This is a genomic window from Rhodococcus sp. NPDC057135, from assembly GCF_042670865.1.
Classification (GTDB): Bacteria; Actinomycetota; Actinomycetes; order Mycobacteriales; family Mycobacteriaceae; genus Rhodococcus_F.
Genome location: NZ_JBHUUU010000024.1, coordinates 31,857 through 51,342, shown reverse-complemented (window position 1 = coordinate 51,342; position 19,486 = coordinate 31,857). Strand labels below are relative to the sequence as shown.

21 protein-coding genes are annotated in these 19,486 nt (G+C 62.8%); 14 read left to right on the top strand and 7 right to left on the bottom strand.

Annotation, left to right across the window (positions count from 1 at the left end):
- Positions 1-48: 48 nt before the first annotated feature.
- The 4 genes from ACFT1A_RS29915 to ACFT1A_RS29900 are packed head-to-tail and all read left to right on the top strand — an operon-like array spanning position 49 to position 3,967.
- Positions 49-720, top strand: a complete 672-nt coding sequence (locus ACFT1A_RS29915) for an O-methyltransferase (RefSeq protein ID WP_378449965.1) — start codon at positions 49-51, stop codon at positions 718-720.
- Positions 721-742: 22 nt separating this feature from the next.
- Positions 743-1,402: a rhomboid-like protein gene (locus ACFT1A_RS29910; RefSeq protein WP_378449968.1), complete on the top strand. Its 660-nt coding sequence runs from the start codon at positions 743-745 to the stop codon at positions 1,400-1,402.
- Positions 1,403-1,460: 58 nt separating this feature from the next.
- The gene (locus tag ACFT1A_RS29905) at positions 1,461-3,191 is read left to right on the top strand and encodes an acyl-CoA dehydrogenase family protein (RefSeq protein ID WP_378449964.1); all 1,731 of its coding nucleotides are present in this window, start codon (positions 1,461-1,463) and stop codon (positions 3,189-3,191) included.
- Positions 3,188-3,967: a nuclear transport factor 2 family protein gene (locus ACFT1A_RS29900; protein WP_378449963.1), complete on the top strand. Its 780-nt coding sequence runs from the start codon at positions 3,188-3,190 to the stop codon at positions 3,965-3,967. Before ACFT1A_RS29905 ends, ACFT1A_RS29900 begins: the two co-directional genes overlap by 4 nt.
- Positions 3,968-4,044: 77 nt before the next feature.
- On the opposite strand, the gene ACFT1A_RS29895 is transcribed toward ACFT1A_RS29900, so the two are convergent.
- Positions 4,045-4,470 carry a pyridoxamine 5'-phosphate oxidase family protein gene (locus ACFT1A_RS29895; RefSeq protein WP_378449962.1) on the bottom strand — a complete coding sequence of 142 codons (426 nt, stop codon included), beginning with the start codon at positions 4,468-4,470 and terminating at the stop codon, positions 4,045-4,047.
- Positions 4,471-4,627: 157 nt separating this feature from the next.
- Here ACFT1A_RS29895 and ACFT1A_RS29890 point away from each other — a divergent pair, with 157 nt between their 5' ends.
- Both ACFT1A_RS29890 and ACFT1A_RS29885 read left to right on the top strand, forming a co-directional pair.
- The gene (locus ACFT1A_RS29890; RefSeq protein ID WP_378449961.1) at positions 4,628-5,923 is read left to right on the top strand and encodes an MFS transporter; all 1,296 of its coding nucleotides are present in this window, start codon (positions 4,628-4,630) and stop codon (positions 5,921-5,923) included.
- Positions 5,924-5,966: 43 nt separating this feature from the next.
- A complete protein-coding gene (locus tag ACFT1A_RS29885; protein ID WP_378449960.1) occupies positions 5,967-6,971 on the top strand; it encodes a DMT family transporter in 1,005 nt (334 codons plus the stop codon).
- Here ACFT1A_RS29885 and ACFT1A_RS29880 read toward each other — a convergent pair.
- The 3 genes from ACFT1A_RS29880 to ACFT1A_RS29870 form a co-directional block, all read right to left on the bottom strand.
- The gene (locus ACFT1A_RS29880; protein ID WP_378449959.1) at positions 6,933-7,766 is read right to left on the bottom strand and encodes an SDR family NAD(P)-dependent oxidoreductase; all 834 of its coding nucleotides are present in this window, start codon (positions 7,764-7,766) and stop codon (positions 6,933-6,935) included. The two genes, ACFT1A_RS29885 and ACFT1A_RS29880, sit on opposite strands and share 39 nt — an antisense overlap.
- Positions 7,763-8,260: a nuclear transport factor 2 family protein gene (locus ACFT1A_RS29875; RefSeq protein ID WP_019748058.1), complete on the bottom strand. Its 498-nt coding sequence runs from the start codon at positions 8,258-8,260 to the stop codon at positions 7,763-7,765. The genes ACFT1A_RS29880 and ACFT1A_RS29875 overlap by 4 nt, the downstream gene beginning before the upstream one ends.
- A 93-nt stretch (positions 8,261-8,353) precedes the next feature.
- The gene (locus ACFT1A_RS29870) at positions 8,354-8,989 is read right to left on the bottom strand and encodes a TetR/AcrR family transcriptional regulator (protein WP_378449958.1); all 636 of its coding nucleotides are present in this window, start codon (positions 8,987-8,989) and stop codon (positions 8,354-8,356) included.
- An 83-nt stretch (positions 8,990-9,072) separates the two neighbouring features.
- Here ACFT1A_RS29870 and ACFT1A_RS29865 point away from each other — a divergent pair, with 83 nt between their 5' ends.
- Positions 9,073-10,497 carry an MFS transporter gene (locus ACFT1A_RS29865; protein ID WP_378449957.1) on the top strand — a complete coding sequence of 475 codons (1,425 nt, stop codon included), beginning with the start codon at positions 9,073-9,075 and terminating at the stop codon, positions 10,495-10,497.
- A gap of 54 nt (positions 10,498-10,551) precedes the next feature.
- On the opposite strand, the gene ACFT1A_RS29860 is transcribed toward ACFT1A_RS29865, so the two are convergent.
- Complete coding sequence (locus tag ACFT1A_RS29860; protein ID WP_378449956.1) at positions 10,552-11,007, bottom strand: ferritin-like domain-containing protein; 456 nt, start codon at positions 11,005-11,007, stop codon at positions 10,552-10,554.
- Positions 11,004-11,456: a hypothetical protein gene (locus ACFT1A_RS29855; RefSeq protein ID WP_378449967.1), complete on the bottom strand. Its 453-nt coding sequence runs from the start codon at positions 11,454-11,456 to the stop codon at positions 11,004-11,006. The genes ACFT1A_RS29860 and ACFT1A_RS29855 overlap by 4 nt, the downstream gene beginning before the upstream one ends.
- A 271-nt stretch (positions 11,457-11,727) precedes the next feature.
- On the opposite strand from ACFT1A_RS29855, the gene rimP reads away from it, so the two are divergent.
- The 5 genes from rimP to ACFT1A_RS29830 all read left to right on the top strand — a co-directional run bounded on the left by rimP (position 11,728) and on the right by ACFT1A_RS29830 (position 17,214).
- Complete coding sequence (gene rimP, locus ACFT1A_RS29850) at positions 11,728-12,336, top strand: ribosome maturation factor RimP (protein WP_378449955.1); 609 nt, start codon at positions 11,728-11,730, stop codon at positions 12,334-12,336.
- On the top strand, positions 12,333-13,364 hold the full coding sequence (gene nusA / locus ACFT1A_RS29845; protein ID WP_283303835.1) for a transcription termination factor NusA: 1,032 nt from the start codon (positions 12,333-12,335) through the stop codon (positions 13,362-13,364). Before rimP ends, nusA begins: the two co-directional genes overlap by 4 nt.
- Positions 13,365-13,408: 44 nt before the next feature.
- The gene (locus ACFT1A_RS29840; RefSeq protein WP_095970750.1) at positions 13,409-13,759 is read left to right on the top strand and encodes a YlxR family protein; all 351 of its coding nucleotides are present in this window, start codon (positions 13,409-13,411) and stop codon (positions 13,757-13,759) included.
- Between the two features lie 108 nt (positions 13,760-13,867).
- Entirely contained in the window at positions 13,868-16,810 is a 2,943-nt protein-coding gene (infB, locus tag ACFT1A_RS29835; protein ID WP_378449954.1) for a translation initiation factor IF-2, read from the top strand.
- A 113-nt stretch (positions 16,811-16,923) separates the two neighbouring features.
- On the top strand, positions 16,924-17,214 hold the full coding sequence (locus ACFT1A_RS29830) for a DUF503 domain-containing protein (RefSeq protein WP_003942205.1): 291 nt from the start codon (positions 16,924-16,926) through the stop codon (positions 17,212-17,214).
- A 3-nt stretch (positions 17,215-17,217) separates the two neighbouring features.
- On the opposite strand, the gene ACFT1A_RS29825 is transcribed toward ACFT1A_RS29830, so the two are convergent.
- Positions 17,218-17,748 (bottom strand): hypothetical protein, encoded by a 531-nt coding sequence (locus tag ACFT1A_RS29825; RefSeq protein WP_378449953.1) that lies wholly within the window; start codon positions 17,746-17,748, stop codon positions 17,218-17,220.
- A 248-nt stretch (positions 17,749-17,996) separates the two neighbouring features.
- Here ACFT1A_RS29825 and rbfA point away from each other — a divergent pair, with 248 nt between their 5' ends.
- Positions 17,997-18,476 carry a 30S ribosome-binding factor RbfA gene (rbfA, locus tag ACFT1A_RS29820; protein WP_230813034.1) on the top strand — a complete coding sequence of 160 codons (480 nt, stop codon included), beginning with the start codon at positions 17,997-17,999 and terminating at the stop codon, positions 18,474-18,476.
- A gap of 12 nt (positions 18,477-18,488) precedes the next feature.
- The gene (locus ACFT1A_RS29815; protein WP_378449952.1) at positions 18,489-19,481 is read left to right on the top strand and encodes a bifunctional oligoribonuclease/PAP phosphatase NrnA; all 993 of its coding nucleotides are present in this window, start codon (positions 18,489-18,491) and stop codon (positions 19,479-19,481) included.
- The last annotated feature ends 5 nt before the right edge of the window (positions 19,482-19,486 follow it).

Genomic DNA, 19,486 nt, shown 5'->3' with positions numbered 1-19,486 from the left:
CTTCCGAGGTGTCTGCGGCGGCCCTTCTTTTCTGCCACAATCGACCCTATGGAACGCGAACCGGATTGGGCAGAAGTCGACGGCTATCTCGTTTCCACGTTGATAGGTGAAGATCCGGTTCTCGACGCGGCCCTCGCCGCGAATTCCGAGGCCGGTCTCCCGCCCATCGACGTGGCACCGAACCAGGGCAAGCTCCTCAATCTTTTGGCGCGAATGTGCTTGGCGCGCAATGTCCTCGAGATCGGAACACTCGGCGGGTACAGCACAATCTGGCTCGCTCGCGCGGTGGGTCCCTCGGGCCAGGTCATCACGTTGGAATTCGATCCCACCCATGCGGACGTCGCGCGGTCGAATATCGAGCGGGCCGGCGTGGCGGACCGGGTCGACATTCGCGTCGGCGCGGCTCTCGACAGTCTTCCGTCGATCGCGAAGGAGGAGTTGGGACCTTTCGACTTGGTCTTCATCGACGCCGACAAGGAGAACAACACCGAGTACGTGCGGTGGGCTTTGGCCCTCTCGCATCCCGGAACGGTCATCATCGTGGACAACGTGGTGCGTGGGGGACATGTGTCCAACCCGGATATCGACGACGAGCGCGTCAAAGCGAGTCGAGCAGTGTTGGAGATGATCGCGGCCGAACCGAAGCTCGACGGCACTGCCATTCAAACCGTGGGTTCGAAGGGGTGGGACGGGTTTGCCGTTGCAGTAGTGAACGAGTGAGCGCAGACTCGAAGCGGTGAGGATGCTGGGGGCAGCAAAAGCGGCGTGGCGGTGGGTGCGCAGTGCACCCGGTACGTATGTCTGGCTGTTGGCCTTGCTGTTCACCACACTGTTCCTGCGGCATCTGCCCGATAACGTCGAGGAACGATTTCTCGGCAAGCGCTCGACCAATCTGCATCACCTCGCCGAAGACCCGCTACGAGTCCTGTTTTCGAGCGCCTTCTGGCTCGAGGGTGGCGGATGGTTGGGATACCTGGTGCTGTTCACGATCTTTCATGCCACAGCTGAGCGTTGGCTCGGGACGTGGCGGTGGTTGTGTGTTGTCGTCATTGCCCACGTCGGAGCCACGTATATCAGCGAAGGTGTTCTGTACGAAGGTATTCGGCACGGCTACGTGGCGGAGTCCGCGGTCAACACTCTCGACGTGGGTGTGAGCTACGGTCTGGCCGGCGTCATGGGGATTCTGGTGTACCGCATCGTCGATCCGTGGCGGTACTTCTATCTCGCGGGTTTGTTGCTCTTCTACGGGGTACCTCTGATTTTTGCCACCAATTTCACCGCCATCGGTCACATGTCCGCGTTGTTGCTCGGGTTGGCGTGCTACCCGATCACGCGTGCTCGGGCCGGTACGTGGAACCCGATGGACCTGTGGCATTCGCGAAGAATCGCAGGTCTTCCATGAATCGCACCGCGGAAAGTTACCCGCTGGTAGTTTAGCGTCATCGACGAAAGGTAATGACGTGTCTGGCACCGATGGACTGCTCTTCAACCCCCATACTTACGACCCCGCTCAGTTCGATCCTGAGACCCGCCGCCTGCTCCGAGCCACCATCGAGTGGTTCGAGAGCCGCGGCAAGAAGCAACTCCTTCAGGATGACCTCGACGCCGTGTGGGTCTCCGACTTTCTCGAGTTCGTCGGCAAGGAGAAGTTGTTCGCGACGTTCCAGACTCCGGCGGCATTTGCCGACGGTGACGAGAACCGTCGTTGGGACGGTGCACGCAACGCAGCCTTGAGTGAGATATTCGGTTTCTACGGGCTCGCGTACTGGTACGCGTGGCAGGTCACGATCCTCGGACTCGGACCGATCTGGATGAGTGACAACGACGCTGCGAAGAAGCGCGCAGCACAGGAGCTTGCCGACGGTGGTGTCATGGCGTTCGGGCTGTCCGAGCGCGATCACGGGGCCGACGTCTACTCCACCGACATGCTTCTGACTCCCGCCGACGGTGACGTCGTCTTCCGTGCGAGCGGCGAAAAGTACTACATCGGAAACGGCAACGTCGCAGGCATGGTGTCCGTGTTCGGGCGTCGTACGGATGTCGAGGGTCCCGAAGGCTACGTGTTCTTCGTCGCCGACAGCGCACATCCGAACTATCAGCTCGTGGATAACGTTCTGCGCGGGCAGATGTATGTCAGCAACTTCCGCCTCGAGGACTACCCGGTGCGTGAGGAAGACATTCTGCACACCGGCGTCGCCGCATTCGAGGCCGCACTCAACACGGTCAACGTCGGAAAGTTCAACCTCTGCACCGGCTCCATCGGGATTACCGAGCATGCGTTCTTCGAGGCAATCACTCACGCGCAGAATCGAATTCTCTACGGCAACCCGGTCACGGACTTCGCCCACGTTCGCGCCGCCTTCGTCGACGCGTATTCACGTTTGGTCGCGATGAAGCAGTTCAGTGCGCGGGCGGTCGACTACTTCCGCAGTGCCAGCCTCGAGGACCGTCGCTACCTGCTGTTCAACCCCATGACCAAGGCCAAGGTCACCTCCGAAGGTGAGAAGGTGGTCGGGTTGCTGCACGACGTGATCGCGGCCAAGGGTTACGAGAAGTCCACGTACTTCCGCGAGGCAGCACAGATGATCGGCACACTGCCCAAGCTCGAGGGCACCGTTCACGTCAACGTCGGTCTGATCCTCAAGTTCTTGCCGAACTATTTGTTCAACGCGGCGGAGTTCCCGGAGGTCGTCACTCGCGACGACGCCGCCGACGACGAGTTCTTCTGGAACCAGGGGCCTACCCGCGGCGCTGCGAAGATCCAGTTCCACGAGTGGAAGCCCGTCTACGAGAAGCACTCTTCGATTCCGAACGTCGCTCGTTTCTACGAGCAGGCGATCGCGCTCACCGAATTGCTCACTGCTGCAGCGCCGGACGCGCAGCAGCAGAAGGATCTCGATTTCATGCTCAACGTCGGGCACCTGTTCTCCCTCGTCGTGTACGGTCATCTGATTCTCGAGCAGGCCGAGATCACCGGACTCGACGTCGACGTTGTCGATCAGATCTTCGACTTCCAGATCCGCGACTTCTCGGGATACGCGATCGCACTGCACGGAAAGCCCTCGTCGACGCCGGAGCAGCAGCAATGGGCACTGGCCGCGGTGCGTAAGCCCGTGGTCGACGGCGAACGCTTCGACCGGGTGTGGCAGCAGGTCAAGGCGTACGACGGTGCGTACGAGATGCGCGCATGACCGCCCCGGTGACGCGCGAGCAGTTGATGACCGTCGTGGAGGGATCTCCGAAAGCCGTCGGCGCGCATGACCGCTCGACGTGGGTTGCCCTCTTTGCCGGCGACGGGCAGATCAACGACCCTGTTGGTTCGCGTCCGCACAACGGTCAGGCGGCGATCGAAAGCTTCTACGACACGTTCATCGCCCCCAATTCGATCACTTTCCATGTCGAGCGCGACATCGTGTGCGGCCGGACGGTGTGGCGCGATCTGAGCCTCGCTACCGAAATGTCGACCGGAGTCGTTCTCGACGTTCCGATGCACTTGCGTTACGACTTGGTGGGGGAGCCCGATTCCTTGCGGATCGGAACCCTTTATGCGCATTGGGAATTGGCGACGATGTTGAGCCAGCTCGCTACTGCCGGTGTGGCAGGGGTGAAGGCGGCCGCGAAGTTGACCCCGCAGCTGCTCTCGAACCAGGGGATCGGCGGGGCGCTCGGGTTCTCACGCGGCATCTTCGGAGTTGGAGACAAAGGCAAGAAGGCAGCGTCACGGTTCCTCGATGCGGCCGCCGTGGGCCGGACGCCGCCGGTACCCGTCGAGCTTCCGGCGGGCACACAGTTGTCCAACGCAGATGTCAACGCCCTGCTGACGGGCGTGACGAAGAGCAAGATGTTGGTTGCCGGTCGAACTGTGACGGCGAGCGTCATCGTGTGCGGGGAACCAGCCATCGCACTGTTCGGCTTCGAGGCGAGCGGTCATCGCATTAACCGGGTGCGTTTCTTCACCGAGAGCTGATATCGAGAGCCCTCCACATGCAGGTCAGGCTCGGCGCGCCACTCCGGCGCGCCGAGCCTTTCGGGTTCCGGTTGTTGTCAGAGGGCCCCGAGGTCCGCGGACAGCCAATGCTGCGGGTCCATGAAGATCGCTACCTGCTCGCCCAACTGAGATCGTGCGAATTCGAGGTATCCGTCGACCTTGTCCGGAGTCAGGTAGCGCCGCGAGACTTCGACCAGCATCTCGTCGGTGCCCGGAACGATCTTGTCGACGGATCCGCTGACACTGACGTAACGGATTGTCGGGTCAAGCCTTTCGGCCATCAACGAGAAATGACCGGCCGACGAGATGAGCTGCGCTTTTCGCGAATCCTTTCCCGTGAGGATCCACGGTTTGCCGCCGGGTGAGTACAGGTACCAGATCGGGACGGTCAACGGGCCGCGCTCGGGACCGTCCGATACAGACAGCGCCCCGATGTGGGGCTCGGACAGAAACTGTTCACGCTCATTTTCGGAGAGTGCCATTCCTCGAGATTACCGCGACGTTTGACATGGCGTTGTGACTCCGTACACAATCGATGTGCTCATTATGAACAGGCGTTCGCAATACGAACAGATCAGTCCAGGCAAGCAGATCTGAAGCATCGGTGAATGCCCACAAGCAGTGAATGTCGAGGATCCGATGACCGCACCGCATACGCAGTCGAGTTCAACCACCGGTTCGCGTCGGGTGAGTGCCGCAATGTGGGTAGCACCGTTGTGTTGGATCGCTGTGCTCCTGGACGGATTCGACCTGGTCGTACTCGGCGCGGTGATTCCTTCGCTTCTCGACTATGACGCATGGGGATTGAGCACAGGCACGATTACGATGATCTCGACCTTCGGGCTCATCGGCATGACCATCGGCGCCCTCGTCATCGGCACCCTCACCGACGTCATCGGTCGACGCCGCGCACTGCTGTACGCCGTTGCTGCCTTCTCGATTCTCACTCTGTTGTGCGCAATTGCGCCGAACCCCTTCATCTTCGGTCTGCTGCGCTTCCTGGCCGGTGTGGGACTGGGTGGCGCCCTGCCGACGGCATTGGCTCTGGTCAACGAATTCTCGAAGAAGCAAGGCGGCGGGTCTGCGTCGACCATGCTGATGACCGGCTATCACGTCGGCGCCGTTGCCACCGCCGCGCTGGCGCTAGTTGTGATCGAACCTTTCGGTTGGCGAGCGATGTTCGTTGTCGGCGCACTTCCGGCCGTCGTCCTGATTCCGCTCATGCTGCGGTACCTGCCGGAATCTCCGTCGTACCTTCTCGCTCACGGAAAGCGTGCCGAAGCCGAGGAAATCGCTGCCCGCTACGGAGTCGCACTCGAGGCCGCGCCTACGTCTGAAGCTGGGCGCGCAGAAGCTGCCAATCCCGTTCGCGCACTGTTCTCTTCGAAGTTCCTGCGCAACAGCATCGCCATCTGGATCACCAGTTTCATGGGCTTGCTGCTCGTCTACGGATTGAACACGTGGCTTCCGACAATCATGCGTGAGGCCGGATACAACCTCGGGGCGTCGTTGACGTTCCTTCTGATCCTCAATGCCGGCGCCGTCGTCGGACTCTTGATCGCCGGGGGCGTCGCGAACAAGATCGGCCCGCGTACCGCCGCCATCGTGTGGTTCGCCGGAGCGGCATTGTTCCTGGCACTTCTGAGTGTGAAGGTGTCGTTCGGGATCTACGTGATGGTCTTTCTCGCCGGATGCTTCGTGTTCAGTGCACAGGTGTTGGTCTACGCCTTCACCAGCGCCAATCATCCTCCTCAAATTCGCGCGACAGCGCTCGGATGGTCGGCCGGTGTCGGTCGGGTCGGTGCGATCTGTGGCCCGATTCTGGGCGGAGTTCTCCTGGGTGCGGGTTACGCCGTGCCGTGGGGCTTCTACGCATTCGCGCTTGTCGGTCTGCTCGGTGCAATTTCGATCTCCTGCACACGGGTACGCATCTGAAATATCAGTTTCGCAGGTTGGTGCGCTACTGCTATCGTAAAACATGAGTATCAAGAGTAGCGCTATCGTCACGCCGCAGGCACTGCTACCGACGACATCGTCTCGATCCGGTTTGTGGTGGGGCTTGCTCGGAGTGCTGGCGTTCTCGTTCACCGTTCCGCTCACGAGAGTCGCCGTCGCGGATCTCGACCCCTTGTTTGTCGGTGCGGGCCGCGCCGTCGTTGCCGGAGTCCTTGCGATTGTGATGCTTTCGGTAACTCGCGCGACGCTTCCGACGCTTCGGCAATGGTTGCGGATCGCACTCGTGACCGTTGGCGCGGTTCTGGGGTTTTCACTGTTCACCACGTTTGCGTTGCAGACATCGCCGGCAAGTCACGCGGCGGTGGTGATCGGTCTACTTCCCGCGGCTACTGCGGTTTTTGCCGTCGTTCGAGGAAAAGAGCGCCCCAGTCCGGGATTCTGGTGGGCAAGCGCCGCCGGTGCGGTGTCCGTCGTAGGGTTCGTGGCCGTCGCAAACGGTGGACTCGGCTCGTTCCATCTCGCTGACCTTCTTCTGTTCGCCGCGGTTGTCTGTGCAGCGCTGGCATATTCGGAAGGTGCGTTGCTGGCTCGCGAGATCGGCTCGTGGCAGACGATTGCCTGGGCATTGATTCTCGGACTGCCGGTAACGATTGCGTTGACGGTGGTGTCCATGGCACAGGCCCCGGTCTCTGCCGATACGAACTCGTGGCTTTCGTTTGCCTACCTGGGGTGCGTGAGTATGTTTCTCGGGTTCTTCCCCTGGTACCGGGGCCTGGCGATCGGTCCCATTTCCACAGTGAGCCAAACACAGTTGGTTCAACCGGTACTCAGCATCGCGTGGTCGGCGCTGATACTCGGTGAGGCGTTGTCCCCCTCGATCATGGCCGGTGGCCTCGTCGTGATCGTGTGCGCCTGGCTTGCTTTGAAGGCCCGAGTGGCAGCGCCGCGTGCTGTGTCGGCACGCGACGCGCCTACTGCTGCAGTTGGCTCAGAAAAGCGGCCCGCCGCCGAAGGCACTGCGATGTGACGCCGGTTGTTTCCCGTTGGCGTCGGTGATCCCGTATTCGACAGCCGTTTCTGCGGTGATCAGAGTGTGACCGCTGCGCGCGTTCACTTCTGGATCGTTGGCCAACGCGGTGATGACCTGACCGACGAATTCGGGGGTTTCGGCCTCGGCCAGTGAGAAGCCTTCGAAGCTCTCGATTCCGCTCGCTTCCATGCGTTCGTTGCGGATCAATCCGAGCCAGAAGGACAGCGCGGTGACGCCGGTTCCCTTCAATTCGACGGCCATGTCCGCAGCCATCTTGTCCAAGCCTGCCTTCGACATGCCGTACAGCACCGAGTGCAGGTACCCGCGGGTCCCGAATGACGAGATGTTGCCGATCACTCCGCTGCCCCGGGGAACCATCAACTTGGCCGCTTCCACCGAAGCAACGTAATGGGCGCGTAGCCCGATCCCGATCAGCGAATCCCAATCGTCGATCGGCCTCTTCCAGAACGGATCAGCGAAGCCTGCATAGCCGGCCGGGTTGGCCCAGACGTTGTTGACCAGGAGATCGAGGCGCCCGGACTGTTCGTCGGCGATACGGGCAAACAGGTCGACGATCTGCTGATCGTCGCTGTGATCGCACTGCACGGCAATGCCGTGACCACCGCGCTCGGTGATCTCCGCTGCGGTGCGATCGAGCGGGCCGTCGGCGCCGACGGTTCCTCGTGCCGTCACGTACACCGTCCAGCCGTCGCTTCCCAGGGCGAGAGCAATGCCCTTACCGACGCTCCGGCTGGCACCGGTTACGAGCGCAACTTTTCCGTTCGTCGTCATCGCGGCCCACCCAACGAACCCTCGGCGATGTCAGCGTCAGGGGACAGGGGAGTGGTGATCGACCACGTCTCCGTGAAGTGGCATTGACTCATTTTCCACACACCGTCCTCGATCACGTATTTGTCGTCGTATTCCCCGGTCATCAACTTCTCGGTGCGTCCGACGGTGTCGACCTGGCGGAACTGCAGGGTCCATCGACCTACCGCGGAAGTCTCCGAGGTCAGTGCGATATCGGGATGCAATCCGTGATGCATGTCGAGGACCGCGTACCGGCCGTCGACCTTGCGGAGGGCGATCTTCTCGAAGATGTCCGCCATCGGCCCCGCGTCGTCGAACGCGCCGAGACGGCCGTAGTCGATCGACGCTCCGGAACGGATGAAGCTGTTGCGGAACTGAACTGGATCCTTGGCGTCACAAGCTCGCCAGTAGCCGTGCTTGAGCTTCTTGATTTCCTCGATCTGTTCGAGCGCGTCGAGGCGTTGTGCGAGATCCAACGTCGGTCCTTTTCGTCTGGGTTTCCCGGAGACATGTCGGATCGACTGTAGGGTGTCCTCAGTCACATGTGTGTAGTTTTTCCCAGTGACCGGTCAGGAAATGGTGTCGGTTTCGCTCGAGGATTCGTCGCCGGTGAGCGTGATCGCAGTCGAGTCGCTGAAGACGCTGCCCCAGAGCTCGCCGAGGGCCGGATCTTCTTCGGCGTGTTCGGGCGCCATCATTGCGAGCAGATTGTTGATCAGCATCCCGTTCGCGATGAACAAACGCGCTTGCTCGGGCGTGCAGCCGGTGCGCTCGCGCAGCAAGGTGTAGATGCCGGACATGGCGTTCCGGGACACGGCGGCGACATCATCGGTGCTGGTGGCGAAGCCGTGCAACATGACAAGCAGTAGATCTCGGTCGAGAACCAGTTCGCCGTAGGCGGATCCGAGTTCGGCCCAGAACTGCGGATTGCTCGGATCGATCGTGACCGTATCCAATTTGTCGTTGAAGGTGCGCACGATTTCGTCGAGCGCGCGCGTGAACACCGCGTGGAACAGATCTGCCTTGGTTCCGAACATGCGCACGACGTAGGGCTGCGAGACACCGGCTTCCTTGGCGACGGCGTCTGTACTGGTTCCGGAGTATCCGCCCTTTGCGAATGCTCGCGTTGCCGCGGCAAGGACGAGCGCGCGACGTTCCGGTGCGCTCATCCTGCGGGTACGTGGTTCAGCTGCACCGATCGACATGTTGACACGTTATCACCGGATAGCTTAGTTTCGACTTAAGTAATCATTCGATGCCTTAAGGCACCTTCACTCGAGGAATCACGATGACCGTTTTGACGAAGTCCGGATCGGACGCCGCATCCGGGTCGGAAAGCAGTGGAGGACGTAAGGTTCCGATCGCGATAGCGATGGTTGCTGCTTCTCTGCCTATGTTCATGGCCACCCTCGACAACCTCGTGATGACGAGCGCGCTGCCGGTGATCGAGAAGGAACTGAACGCGTCCGTCGGGCAACTCCAGTGGTTCATGAACGCGTACACGCTCTGCTTTGCGACGCTGATGCTTTCGGCGACGACGCTCGGCGATCGGTGGGGGCGCCGCAAGATGTTCGTGTTCGGGATCGGGCTGTTCACGGCGGCATCGATTGCTTCGGCGTTGTCGACGACACCGAGCCTGCTGATCGCGGCCCGAGCTTTTCAGGGCGCCGGCGCTGCCGCGATCATGCCGCTCTCGCTCACTCTCCTCGTGGCAGCGGTACCGGAAGCCAAGCGCGCCATGGCAATCGGCGTGTGGGGTGGAGTCTCCGGACTGGGAATCGCGATGGGTCCAGTTGTCGGTGGAGCAGTAGTCGACGGGTTCTCATGGCAGGGCATCTTCTGGATCAACGTGCCGGTTGCGATCGTCGCTGTTCCTCTCGCGTTGTACGCGCTGCGCGAATCGACTGGTCGCACACAGCCTCTCGATCTTCCCGGTGTCGCGCTCGCCGGGCTCGGCGTGTTTCTGGCGGTATGGGGAATCGTTCACGGCAACGACGAGGGCTGGGGATCCTTCGGAGTGGTGGCGTCGCTGGTGGGTTCCGCAGTTGCCCTGGCGCTGTTCGTTCTTCGCGAGATGAAGACGTCGCATCCGGTGATGCCCCTACGTCTGTTCCGCTCACGCAGCTTCTCGATGGCGAACGTCATCGGTTTGACCTTCTCGATCGGTATCTTCGGGGCGGTGTTCCTGCTGTCGCAGTACCTCCAGATCGTGATGGGCTACAGCCCGTTCCAAGCAGGCCTGCGGACGCTTCCGTGGACGGCAGCGCCGATGATCTTCGCACCTCTCGCCGGTTTTCTGGCACCGAAGGTCGGGCTCCGTTCGCTCCTGCTGACCGGGCTGTTGCTCCAGGCCGGAGCCCTGTTCTGGTTGGCCGCGTTGATCGGTCCGGACGTGACGTACGAGTCGCTGGTTCCGGCGCTGCTCATGGCTGGCATCGGCATGGGCTTGACCTTCGCGCCGAGTTCGACAGCTGTGCTCGTCGACATGGACGAACCCGATCACGGAACGGCCAGTTCGACGAATTCCACGCTTCGTGAGATCGGTGTTGCTCTGGGAATCGCAGTTCTCACCGCAGTTTTCCTCGCCGCCGGCGGTGCGCTCACTCCGCTGGGCTACGGCGATGCGCTGACACCCGCTCTGCGCGTCGGCGGTTGCTTCGTGTTGGTCGCGGTGGTCGCGGCGTGGTTCGTGCCCTCGCATCGCAAGGCCTGAAGAACTGCTGTGCGCCTTTGTTAACCGCCGGGGGTTAATAAAGGCGCACAGCAGTTATATGGTCGGGTCCCCCGGAAACGCTGAGGTGGCCGGAGCGGTTCCCAGTGCGGACCGCCAACCGGCACCGCGGATTGCCGCATCGGTGAGGCCGTCGATTCCGAACGTGCGGAGTTGGTCGGTGTCGACCTGTTCGACAAATGCCCGGTAGGTCACGGCAGTGTCGGCTTCGATCTGTGCAGCCAGTTGTGCCGCAGTAACGGCATCGGTGACCGGGAACGGAATCTCGTAGGCCGCCGCGGCCGTCGGCGGGGTCTCGCCGGCTTCGGTCGAGAGTGCGACCAGAGCATCGCGTCGAGCGCGGTGCGCAGCTGTGTGCGTGGCAACTTCGTTGACGCGGGCAGGGTTCGAAAATGCGGCGACTACCCCGTAAGCGAAGATCGCAGCATTCTCGGATTCGATGGCGGTCAGCAATGCAGAGCTCTCGGATCGACGGGTGTGGGAAGTGATCACGGAAGCAACACCGCAACCTGGGTTGAACACGACGCGCTGATCGAGCCGAGCAAGCCTGCGCGATAGCCGGACATCGTCCGTGCCAGGTCCGCGGCACTGCGCGCCGAATCGGCCAGCGAGGTACTCAGCGTGTCGACGCCCGCAGGAGCGTTCGCGGCCGAGGTTGACGGCGATGCAGTGGTCGTAGCGGCGCCGCCGCCCGCTGCCCGCGCAATCTCGGCGTCGAGTTCGAGTGCATGCGCTGTTCGTTCGGCGCTGATCGTCGTCAGCGAGGCCGACTTGTCCGGTGCAAGAGCGATCGCGGCGGTTGCCGCTGCTGCGTCCGAACGAGCTCTCTCGGCCTGGGCCGTCAGCTGGTCGACTTCTGCAGCCGCCTCCGCTGTGCCGTCGTCGGTGCAGGCGGACAAGGTGAAGGCTGCAGCGCCCAACGCTGCTGCGGTTCCCGTCATCTTGATCGCACTCCGCCGGGAGAGTGGGGTAGTGGTCATGGGCGTCAGCACCAGTCCATCGTGCCAGGTGGTCGGCCGATCGTTCGAATCCGCGGGTCGTGTTCAACTGTGACGTGCGTCGGGCACTCTGGTCACGGAGACGCGCAATGAGCGGTACTCTTGGATGCTTGCAGCATGTGGCACCTGGTGTCTTTTCATGCTCGCAGCCGCCCACGTCGACCGTCGACACAAGTCGGACAATCGACGACAACTGAAATGAGGAGTTCACGAGATGCCGGTGCCATCCAGGGAGAGGGTGATCGAGCTGATCTCCGAACTCGTGCACGCCCAGGGTTACGACGTCGAAGACGTAGTCGTGACCAATGCGGGCAAGCACAGCGCGGTGCGCATCATGGTCGACAGCGATGCCGGGATCGAACTCGATGCCGCCGCAGAGATCAGCAGACTCGTTTCGGAACTCTTCGACAGTCTCGAGGAAATCGGTGAAACGCCGTACACCCTCGAGGTGACCTCGCCGGGAATCGATCGTCCGCTGACGCTCGAGCGTCACTGGCGTCGAGCCCGGGGACGTAAAGCGCGCATCGATCTGGCCGGCGAGACCGTAGTGGGCCGTATCGGAACGTTGAACGACGATTCGGTTGCGGTTGTCATCGGTGGGCGCGGCGGACTGAGCGTGCGAGAGATTGCACTGGCCGACGTGCAGAAGGCAGTCGTTCAGGTGGAGTTCTCCAAGCCCAGCGAGGCGGAGTTGGAACTCGCGGGCGGCATCCCGGAGGGCCGTGCAGTCCCGTCGGATGCGACTGATGTCGGTGTCGACGGCGCTGAAGACGACGAAGCAGAATTAGAAGACGTAGAAAACGAAGAAGGGTTCGACAAGTGAATATCGACATTGCAGCGTTGCGAGCGATCGAAGCCGAAAAGGGTGTCTCGATCGAAACTGTGATCGCCACGATCCAGACCGCGCTGCTGACGGCGTATCGCCACACCGAGGGGCACAAGCAGAACGCTCGGATCGACGTCAACATCAAGACCGGTTCCGTGCGAGTGATGGCGCACGACACCGATGCAGATGGCAACATGATCGGCGAGGAGTGGGACGACACTCCTGAAGGATTCGGCCGGATCGCGGCGACAACCGCACGCCAGGTCATCCTGCAGCGCCTGCGCGACGCCGAGCACGAGCGCAGTTTCGGTGAGTTCTCCACCCATGAGGGTGAGATAGTCGGCGGTGTCATCCAGCGTGACACGCGAGCGAACTCTCGTGGAATGGTCGTCGTTCGCATCGGCAGCGAATCCAATGGCGCAGAAGGGCTGCTGCCGCCGGCAGAACAGGTTCCCGGCGAGAACTACGAACACGGTGAGCGCATCAAGTGCTACGTCGTCGGAGTTGCTCGCGGCGCCCGTGGCCCACAGATCACCCTGTCGCGGACCCACCCGAACCTGGTACGCAAATTGTTCGCCCTCGAGGTTCCGGAGATCGCGGACGGCAGCGTCGAGATCATCAACGTCGCGCGTGAAGCGGGACACCGTTCCAAGATCGCCGTTGCCTCACGCGTGCAGGGACTCAACGCGAAGGGCGCGTGCATCGGCCCGATGGGTCAGCGCGTCCGCAACGTCATGAGCGAACTCGCGGGGGAGAAGATCGACATCATCGACTTCGACGAAGATCCGGCGACCTTTGTCGGCAACGCACTTTCCCCGTCGAAAGTGGTCTCCGTCACTGTCGTCGATCCCGAAGCTCGTGCGGCCCGTGTCATCGTGCCCGATTTCCAGCTTTCGCTGGCCATCGGAAAGGAGGGCCAAAATGCCCGCCTGGCTGCGCGGTTGACGGGTTGGCGTATCGACATTCGTAGCGATGCGGCACCCGCTGGAGATGCGTCCGAGCGGCCCGCCACGTCCAACGGATAACGGTGGAATGCAGTGATCGAGACGGTTCGGCGGTAGAGTGGACAATGGTTCGACGTGAGTCCTCGGATTCTGCGCGCGTGAAACCCGGTTCGCCGGTCAGAACGTGTGTGGGGTGCAGGGAACAAGGGTCGGCTGTCGATCTGTTGAGGGTCGTGGTTGGTGAGCAGGGGCCGGAGGGTTCCCCGCTGATCCCCGACGTATCGCGAAGGCTCCCCGGTCGAGGTGCATGGCTGCACCTGGATCCGAGTTGTCTGAGCCTGGCAGAGCGGCGCCGAGCATTCAGCAGAGCACTGCGAGTGTCCGGAAATCTGGACACGTCCGCTGTCGACCAACTGGTCGACGCAGTTCACACAAAAGCAGTACCTCTCGAGAAGAACAGGCACAAGCACTCATGAGCACACCGTGAAGCACCAACGATGAACGTCCATCGGCGATAACCCGAGGTCGTGCGGGACCCACATCTGTGGGATGCCTCCTGCTCGACCTCATCAGTGAGGAGAGCAGTGGCAGGCAAGGCCCGCGTGCACGAGTTGGCTAAAGAACTCGGTGTCACCAGCAAGGAACTACTCGCAACGCTCAAAGAGCAAGGCGAGTTCGTGAAGTCTGCGTCATCCACAGTGGAGGCGCCCGTCGCCCGTCGTCTGCGGGAGTCATTCCCGTCGGCTGGCGGAGCAGAAACCAAGACCGAGACCGGCGCATCCGCTCCGGCCCGCCCCGCGGCAAAGCCCGGTGCACCGTCGCCGTCAGCTGCAAAGCCCGGCGCCCCGCGTCCCGGCCCCAAGCCGGCCGCACCCGCACCGGCCGCTCCCGCAGCACCGGCACCGGCAGCCCCCGCGGCTCCCGCAGCCGCTGCTCCGGCAGCACCGTCGGCGCCGGTCCCCACCCCGACGTTCAACGCTCCGAAACCAGCACAGCCGGCACGCCCGGCTCCGGCTGCTCCCGCAGCGTCGGCACCGGCAGCCCCCGCGGCTCCGGCCGCACCGTCCACCGGCGCAAAGCCCGGCGGACCGCGTCCGGGACCGAAGGCACCTCGCGTCGGTAACAACCCGTACTCCTCGGCTCCCGCCGAGCGTCCGGCACCTCGTCCGGCTCCCGGCGCACCGCGTCCGGGTGCAGGCCAGGGCGGTTCTCGTCCGGCTCCGGGTCAGGGCGGTCCCCGTCCGGCTCCCGGCCAGGGTGGACCTCGTCCGGCTCCGGGTCAGGGCGGTCCCCGTCCGGCTCCCGGCCAGGGTGGACCTCGTCCGCCTGCAGGCCAGGGCGGACCCCGTCCCAGCCCCGGCTCCATGCCTCCTCGCCCGAACCCGGGTGCAATGCCTGCTCGTTCCGCTCGTCCCGCGCCCGGTGGCGGCGGACGTCCGGGTCGTCCCGGTGGCGCTCCCGGTGGTCGTCCGGGTGGCGGCGGCGGTGGATACCGCGGTGGCGGCGCTCCCGGCGCCGGTGCCGGTGCAGGTGCTCCCGGTGGAGCAGCTCCGGCCGGTGGATTCCGCGGTCGTCCCGGCGGCGGTGGCCGTCCCGGTCAGCGCGGCGCAGCGGCAGGTGCATTCGGTCGTCCGGGCGGAGCAGTTCGCCGTGGACGTAAGTCGAAGCGGGCGAAGCGCGCCGAGTACGAAAGCATGCAGGCTCCCGCAGTCGGCGGCGTCAGGCTGCCACGCGGCAACGGTGAGACCATCCGTCTCGCTCGCGGCGCATCGCTGTCGGACTTCGCGGACAAGATCGATGCGAACCCCGCAGCACTCGTGCAGGCGTTGTTCAACCTCGGTGAAATGGTCACGGCAACTCAGTCGGTCAACGACGAGACGCTGGAGCTGCTCGGCGGCGAAATGAACTACGTCGTGCAGGTCGTCAGCCCGGAGGACGAGGATCGTGAGCTGCTCGACAGCTTCGACCTCACCTACGGCGAGGACGCCGGCGGAGAAGAGGACCTCGAGTCCCGTCCGCCTGTGGTCACCGTCATGGGCCACGTCGACCACGGTAAGACCCGTCTGCTCGACGTGATCCGTAAGGCGAATGTCCGTGAGGGCGAAGCCGGCGGCATCACACAGCACATCGGTGCCTACCAGGTGCTGACCGAGCTCGAGGGCAACGAGCGTCTCGTGACGTTCATCGACACCCCGGGTCACGAGGCCTTCACGGCCATGCGTGCTCGTGGTGCCAAGGCCACCGACCTCGCGATCCTTGTTGTCGCAGCCGACGATGGCGTCATGCCGCAGACGGTGGAAGCGATCAACCACGCCCAGGCGGCCGACGTGCCGATCGTGGTCGCGGTGAACAAGATCGACAAGGAAGGCGCGAACCCGGACAAGATCCGGCAGCAGCTCACCGAGTACGGACTGGTGGCCGAGGAATACGGCGGAGACACCATGTTCGTCGACATCTCGGCGAAGCAGGGCCTCAACATCGACGCACTGCTCGAAGCAGTGCTGTTGACGGCCGACGCTTCCCTGGATCTGCGCGCCAACCCGGACATGGACGCTCAGGGTGTTGCCATCGAGGCGCACCTCGACCGTGGCCGCGGCCCCGTCGCTACCGTGCTCATCCAGCGCGGAACGCTGCGGGTCGGCGACTCGATCGTCGCCGGTGATGCTTACGGCCGCGTCCGCCGCATGGTGGACGAGCATGGTCAGGACGTTCACGAGGCACTGCCTTCACGTCCGGTCCAGGTCATCGGCTTCACGTCGGTCCCCGGTGCAGGCGACAACCTGCTCGTGGTCGACGAGGACCGTATCGCTCGCCAGATCGCAGACCGGCGCAACGCACGTAAGCGCAACGCGCTTGCAGCGAAGAGCCGTAAGCGCATCAGCCTCGACGATCTCGATGCAGCTCTGAAGGAACATTCACAGCTGAACTTGATCCTCAAGGGTGACAACTCGGGAACTGTGGAGGCCCTCGAAGAGGCTCTCCTCGGAATTCCGATCGACGACGAGGTGCAGTTGCGCGTCATCGACCGCGGTGTCGGTGGCATCACGGAGACCAACGTCAACCTGGCTGCTGCGTCCAACGCGATCATCATCGGCTTCAATGTCCGCGCCGAAGGCAAGGCAACGGAGCTGGCGAACCGCGAGGGCGTCGACATTCGCTACTACTCGGTGATCTACCAGGCCATCGACGAGGTCGAGAAGGCACTCAAGGGTCTGCTCAAGCCGGTGTACGAAGAGGTCGAGCTGGGCAAGGCAGAGATCCGCGCCATGTTCCGTTCGTCCAAGATCGGCAACATTGCCGGTTGCTTGGTCACGTCGGGCAGCATCCGTCGCAACGCCAAGGCACGTCTCATCCGCGACAGCAAGGTCGTCGCCGAGACGGTCACCATCTCCTCGCTCAAGCGGGAGAAGGAAGACGCAACCGAGGTTCGCGAAGGCTACGAATGTGGTTTGACCGTCACCTATTCCGATATCAAGATCGGTGACGTTCTCGAGTGCTACGAGCTTCGCGAGAAGCCGCGCGACTGATTATGTCGACACGGGCGTTGGGGCGGACGCACGTGTGTACTAGCTGACATGGACTCTCCCGGACTTGAACATTCAAGTCCGGGAGAGTCCATTCGGCTCTGTCTAGGGGGAAAATGTTTGTAGGGGCACTGGAGTTCGACATCCTTTTCGGGGATGTCCACTCACTCAAGGAAAAGCGTTCGATGCTGTCGCCGATCCTGACGGAACTCCGTCGATTCGGCGTGAGTGCAGCGGAGGCGGGGGAGCAGGGACGCCTGCGTCGTGCGCTCGTGGGCGTCGGTGTGGTCAGCTCGTCCGTCGATCACCTGCACGATGTTCTCGATCATTGTGAACGGGCAGTGGCCGAGCGTCCGGAGATTCAGTTGCTGGCAGTGCGAAGGCGTATCTTCGGCCCGGAAGACTGAGCGTCACCGATCAGTGGCAGTGAGCCACGCTTCCAGACGGCGTACCGAATCGAGTTCGTCGGCAAGGGATTCGGCGTCTCCGGGACCCAGTGTGACGGCGTCCACCGCATCGCGTATTTTTCGCGCAATCTCGGTTTCGCCCAGCGCAATGGCGATCTCGGCGCGAGCGGTCAGCGCTTTCACCAGATCCACCGCGTCGGCGCCAGGGAATCGGCGTAGGCCGACGTCCAGAACCCGAGCGGCAGTGCGATCGTCGTTCTTGAATTCCCGAAGAATGCGGGCGTTGTCGACGACCCTTGCCAACCCTTTCAACGACTTCGATCCGCCGTACTCGAGGTCTTCGGGTTCGTCACGCTGAATGAAGATGATGTTGTTGCCCGAGGGATCGACGACGGTGAACCAACTCTGACCCGGCCGGAAGCGCGTGATTCGAGGCGCGCCCTTGGCGAGGACCTTGCCGTAGCTCGACACGTCCGAGCACGGGAGAAGTGGGACGGTGGTCTCGTTCTCGACTACGGAATCGATATCGGTCACAGGACTCTCCTCGATGCGATCAGGTGGGGCTGATGTGTCGATGCTCACGCCCGATGCACCCGGTTGCCGTGGAGATCGACGACGGCCCTGCCAGCGGTGTGAATGTGGTCGAGGACCTCTGCGTATGGTGATTTGGTTGCCGGGTAGCCGATGGACGAGACTGTTGTCGGTAATAATTCTTGTTAACCAGAACTTTGATCGATCGAGTCACCTCGATTCGAGTGGCCAGGTAGAGGAGACTGACAGTCATGGTAGATCCAGCCCGGGCACGCAAGTTGGCAAAGCGTATCGGAACCATCGTCGCGACGGCGATCGATCACGAGATCAAGGATCCGCGACTCGCATTTGTGACCATCACGGACACCAAGGTCACGAACGATCTGCACGACGCGACGGTGTACTACACGGTCATGGGCGAGAAGGTCGATTCCGCGCCTGATGTGGAAGCCGCAGCCGCAGGTCTCGAGAAGGCCAAAGGTGTTCTGCGCTCGAAGGTCGGTGCCGGAACCGGAGTCCGCTTCACACCGACTCTGACGTTTGTCGCCGATACTGTTCCCGACACCGCGCGTCATATGGAAGAACTGCTGGCCCGTGCCAAGGCCGCCGACGACGAGGTCGCCAAGGCGCGTGAGAACGCTCAGCCCGCCGGAGATGCAGATCCGTACAAGGAGCCGCGAGCAGCTGCAGACGAAGACGAGGCGTCGCCAGATGTTCGTGAAGCCGACTGACGCGCACCGAGAATGACGATCACCGCACTTTCGGACGTCGACCCCTGCGAGGCGAAGTTCGCTCAGGTGGCCGAGGTTCTCGAAGCAGCACACACGGTGACAATTCTCTGCCATGTGCAGCCGGATGCGGACACGATCGGTAGCGGACTTGCACTCGGCCTCGTTCTCGAGCGTCGGGGCGTTTCGGTGCAGGTCGCGTTCAGTCGGCCGTCGGCGCTGCCCGAGTCGATGGGTGATTTCCCAGGTGTTCACTTGCTCGTGGCGCCCACCGATGTTCGGGAAAGCGTCGATGTTCTGGTGACCGTGGATGTCGGGAGCGAGGGCCGGCTCGGTGAGTTGGCGAGTCGACTCGCCGGCGCGAATCGCACGATCGTCCTCGATCACCATCGCTCCAATTCCGAATTCGGAACCATCAACGTCGTCGACGAAACCGCGGCTTCGACGACGGCACTCATCGCACGCTTCTTCGATGCGTGGGGAGTCGCGATCGATCGCGATCTTGCGCACTGTCTCTATGCCGGACTGGTCACCGACACCGGCTCCTTCCGGTGGGGAGGTCCGCTTCCGCACGTACTCGCGGCGCGTTTGCTGGCGACCGGCATCGACGGCGACGCGATTGCGCGCAAGCTGCTCGACACCCATCCGTTCGGGTGGTTGCCGATGCTGGCTTCGGTGCTCGGGTCCGCGGTGCTGGTCCCGGAAGCCGCGGACGGCCGTGGGCTGGTGTACGCGGTGATCCGACGCAGTGACATCGGTGATCTTCGTTCCGAGGAGATCGAGAGTGTCGTCGATATCGTGCGAACCACTTCGGAAGCCGAAGTTGCCGCGGTACTCAAGCAGTCGGTCTCCGGAAGCTGGTCGATCTCGTTGCGGGCAAAGTCGGCGATCGACGTGTCGGCTGTCGCTGAAAGTCTGGGTGGCGGCGGGCATCGGCTGTCGGCCGGATATACCGCGACCACTTCCAGCGACGAGATTGTTGCCGCGCTTGTCGCGGCACTCGGCTGAATCCG

What these genes read in the sequence shown, in the direction of transcription:
- ACFT1A_RS29915 (WP_378449965.1), top strand. Translation starts at nt 49, where the DNA reads ATGGAACGCGAACCGGATTGGGCAGAAGTCGACGGCTATCTCGTTTCC.
- ACFT1A_RS29910 (WP_378449968.1), top strand. Translation starts at nt 743, where the DNA reads ATGCTGGGGGCAGCAAAAGCGGCGTGGCGGTGGGTGCGCAGTGCACCC.
- ACFT1A_RS29900 (WP_378449963.1), top strand. Translation starts at nt 3,188, where the DNA reads ATGACCGCCCCGGTGACGCGCGAGCAGTTGATGACCGTCGTGGAGGGA.
- ACFT1A_RS29895 (WP_378449962.1), bottom strand. Translation starts at nt 4,470, where the DNA reads ATGGCACTCTCCGAAAATGAGCGTGAACAGTTTCTGTCCGAGCCCCAC.
- ACFT1A_RS29890 (WP_378449961.1), top strand. Translation starts at nt 4,628, where the DNA reads ATGACCGCACCGCATACGCAGTCGAGTTCAACCACCGGTTCGCGTCGG.
- ACFT1A_RS29885 (WP_378449960.1), top strand. Translation starts at nt 5,967, where the DNA reads ATGAGTATCAAGAGTAGCGCTATCGTCACGCCGCAGGCACTGCTACCG.
- ACFT1A_RS29880 (WP_378449959.1), bottom strand. Translation starts at nt 7,766, where the DNA reads ATGACGACGAACGGAAAAGTTGCGCTCGTAACCGGTGCCAGCCGGAGC.
- ACFT1A_RS29870 (WP_378449958.1), bottom strand. Translation starts at nt 8,989, where the DNA reads ATGTCGATCGGTGCAGCTGAACCACGTACCCGCAGGATGAGCGCACCG.
- ACFT1A_RS29865 (WP_378449957.1), top strand. Translation starts at nt 9,073, where the DNA reads ATGACCGTTTTGACGAAGTCCGGATCGGACGCCGCATCCGGGTCGGAA.
- ACFT1A_RS29855 (WP_378449967.1), bottom strand. Translation starts at nt 11,456, where the DNA reads ATGACGGGAACCGCAGCAGCGTTGGGCGCTGCAGCCTTCACCTTGTCC.
- rimP (WP_378449955.1), top strand. Translation starts at nt 11,728, where the DNA reads ATGCCGGTGCCATCCAGGGAGAGGGTGATCGAGCTGATCTCCGAACTC.
- ACFT1A_RS29840 (WP_095970750.1), top strand. Translation starts at nt 13,409, where the DNA reads ATGGTTCGACGTGAGTCCTCGGATTCTGCGCGCGTGAAACCCGGTTCG.
- ACFT1A_RS29830 (WP_003942205.1), top strand. Translation starts at nt 16,924, where the DNA reads ATGTTTGTAGGGGCACTGGAGTTCGACATCCTTTTCGGGGATGTCCAC.
- rbfA (WP_230813034.1), top strand. Translation starts at nt 17,997, where the DNA reads ATGGTAGATCCAGCCCGGGCACGCAAGTTGGCAAAGCGTATCGGAACC.
- ACFT1A_RS29815 (WP_378449952.1), top strand. Translation starts at nt 18,489, where the DNA reads ATGACGATCACCGCACTTTCGGACGTCGACCCCTGCGAGGCGAAGTTC.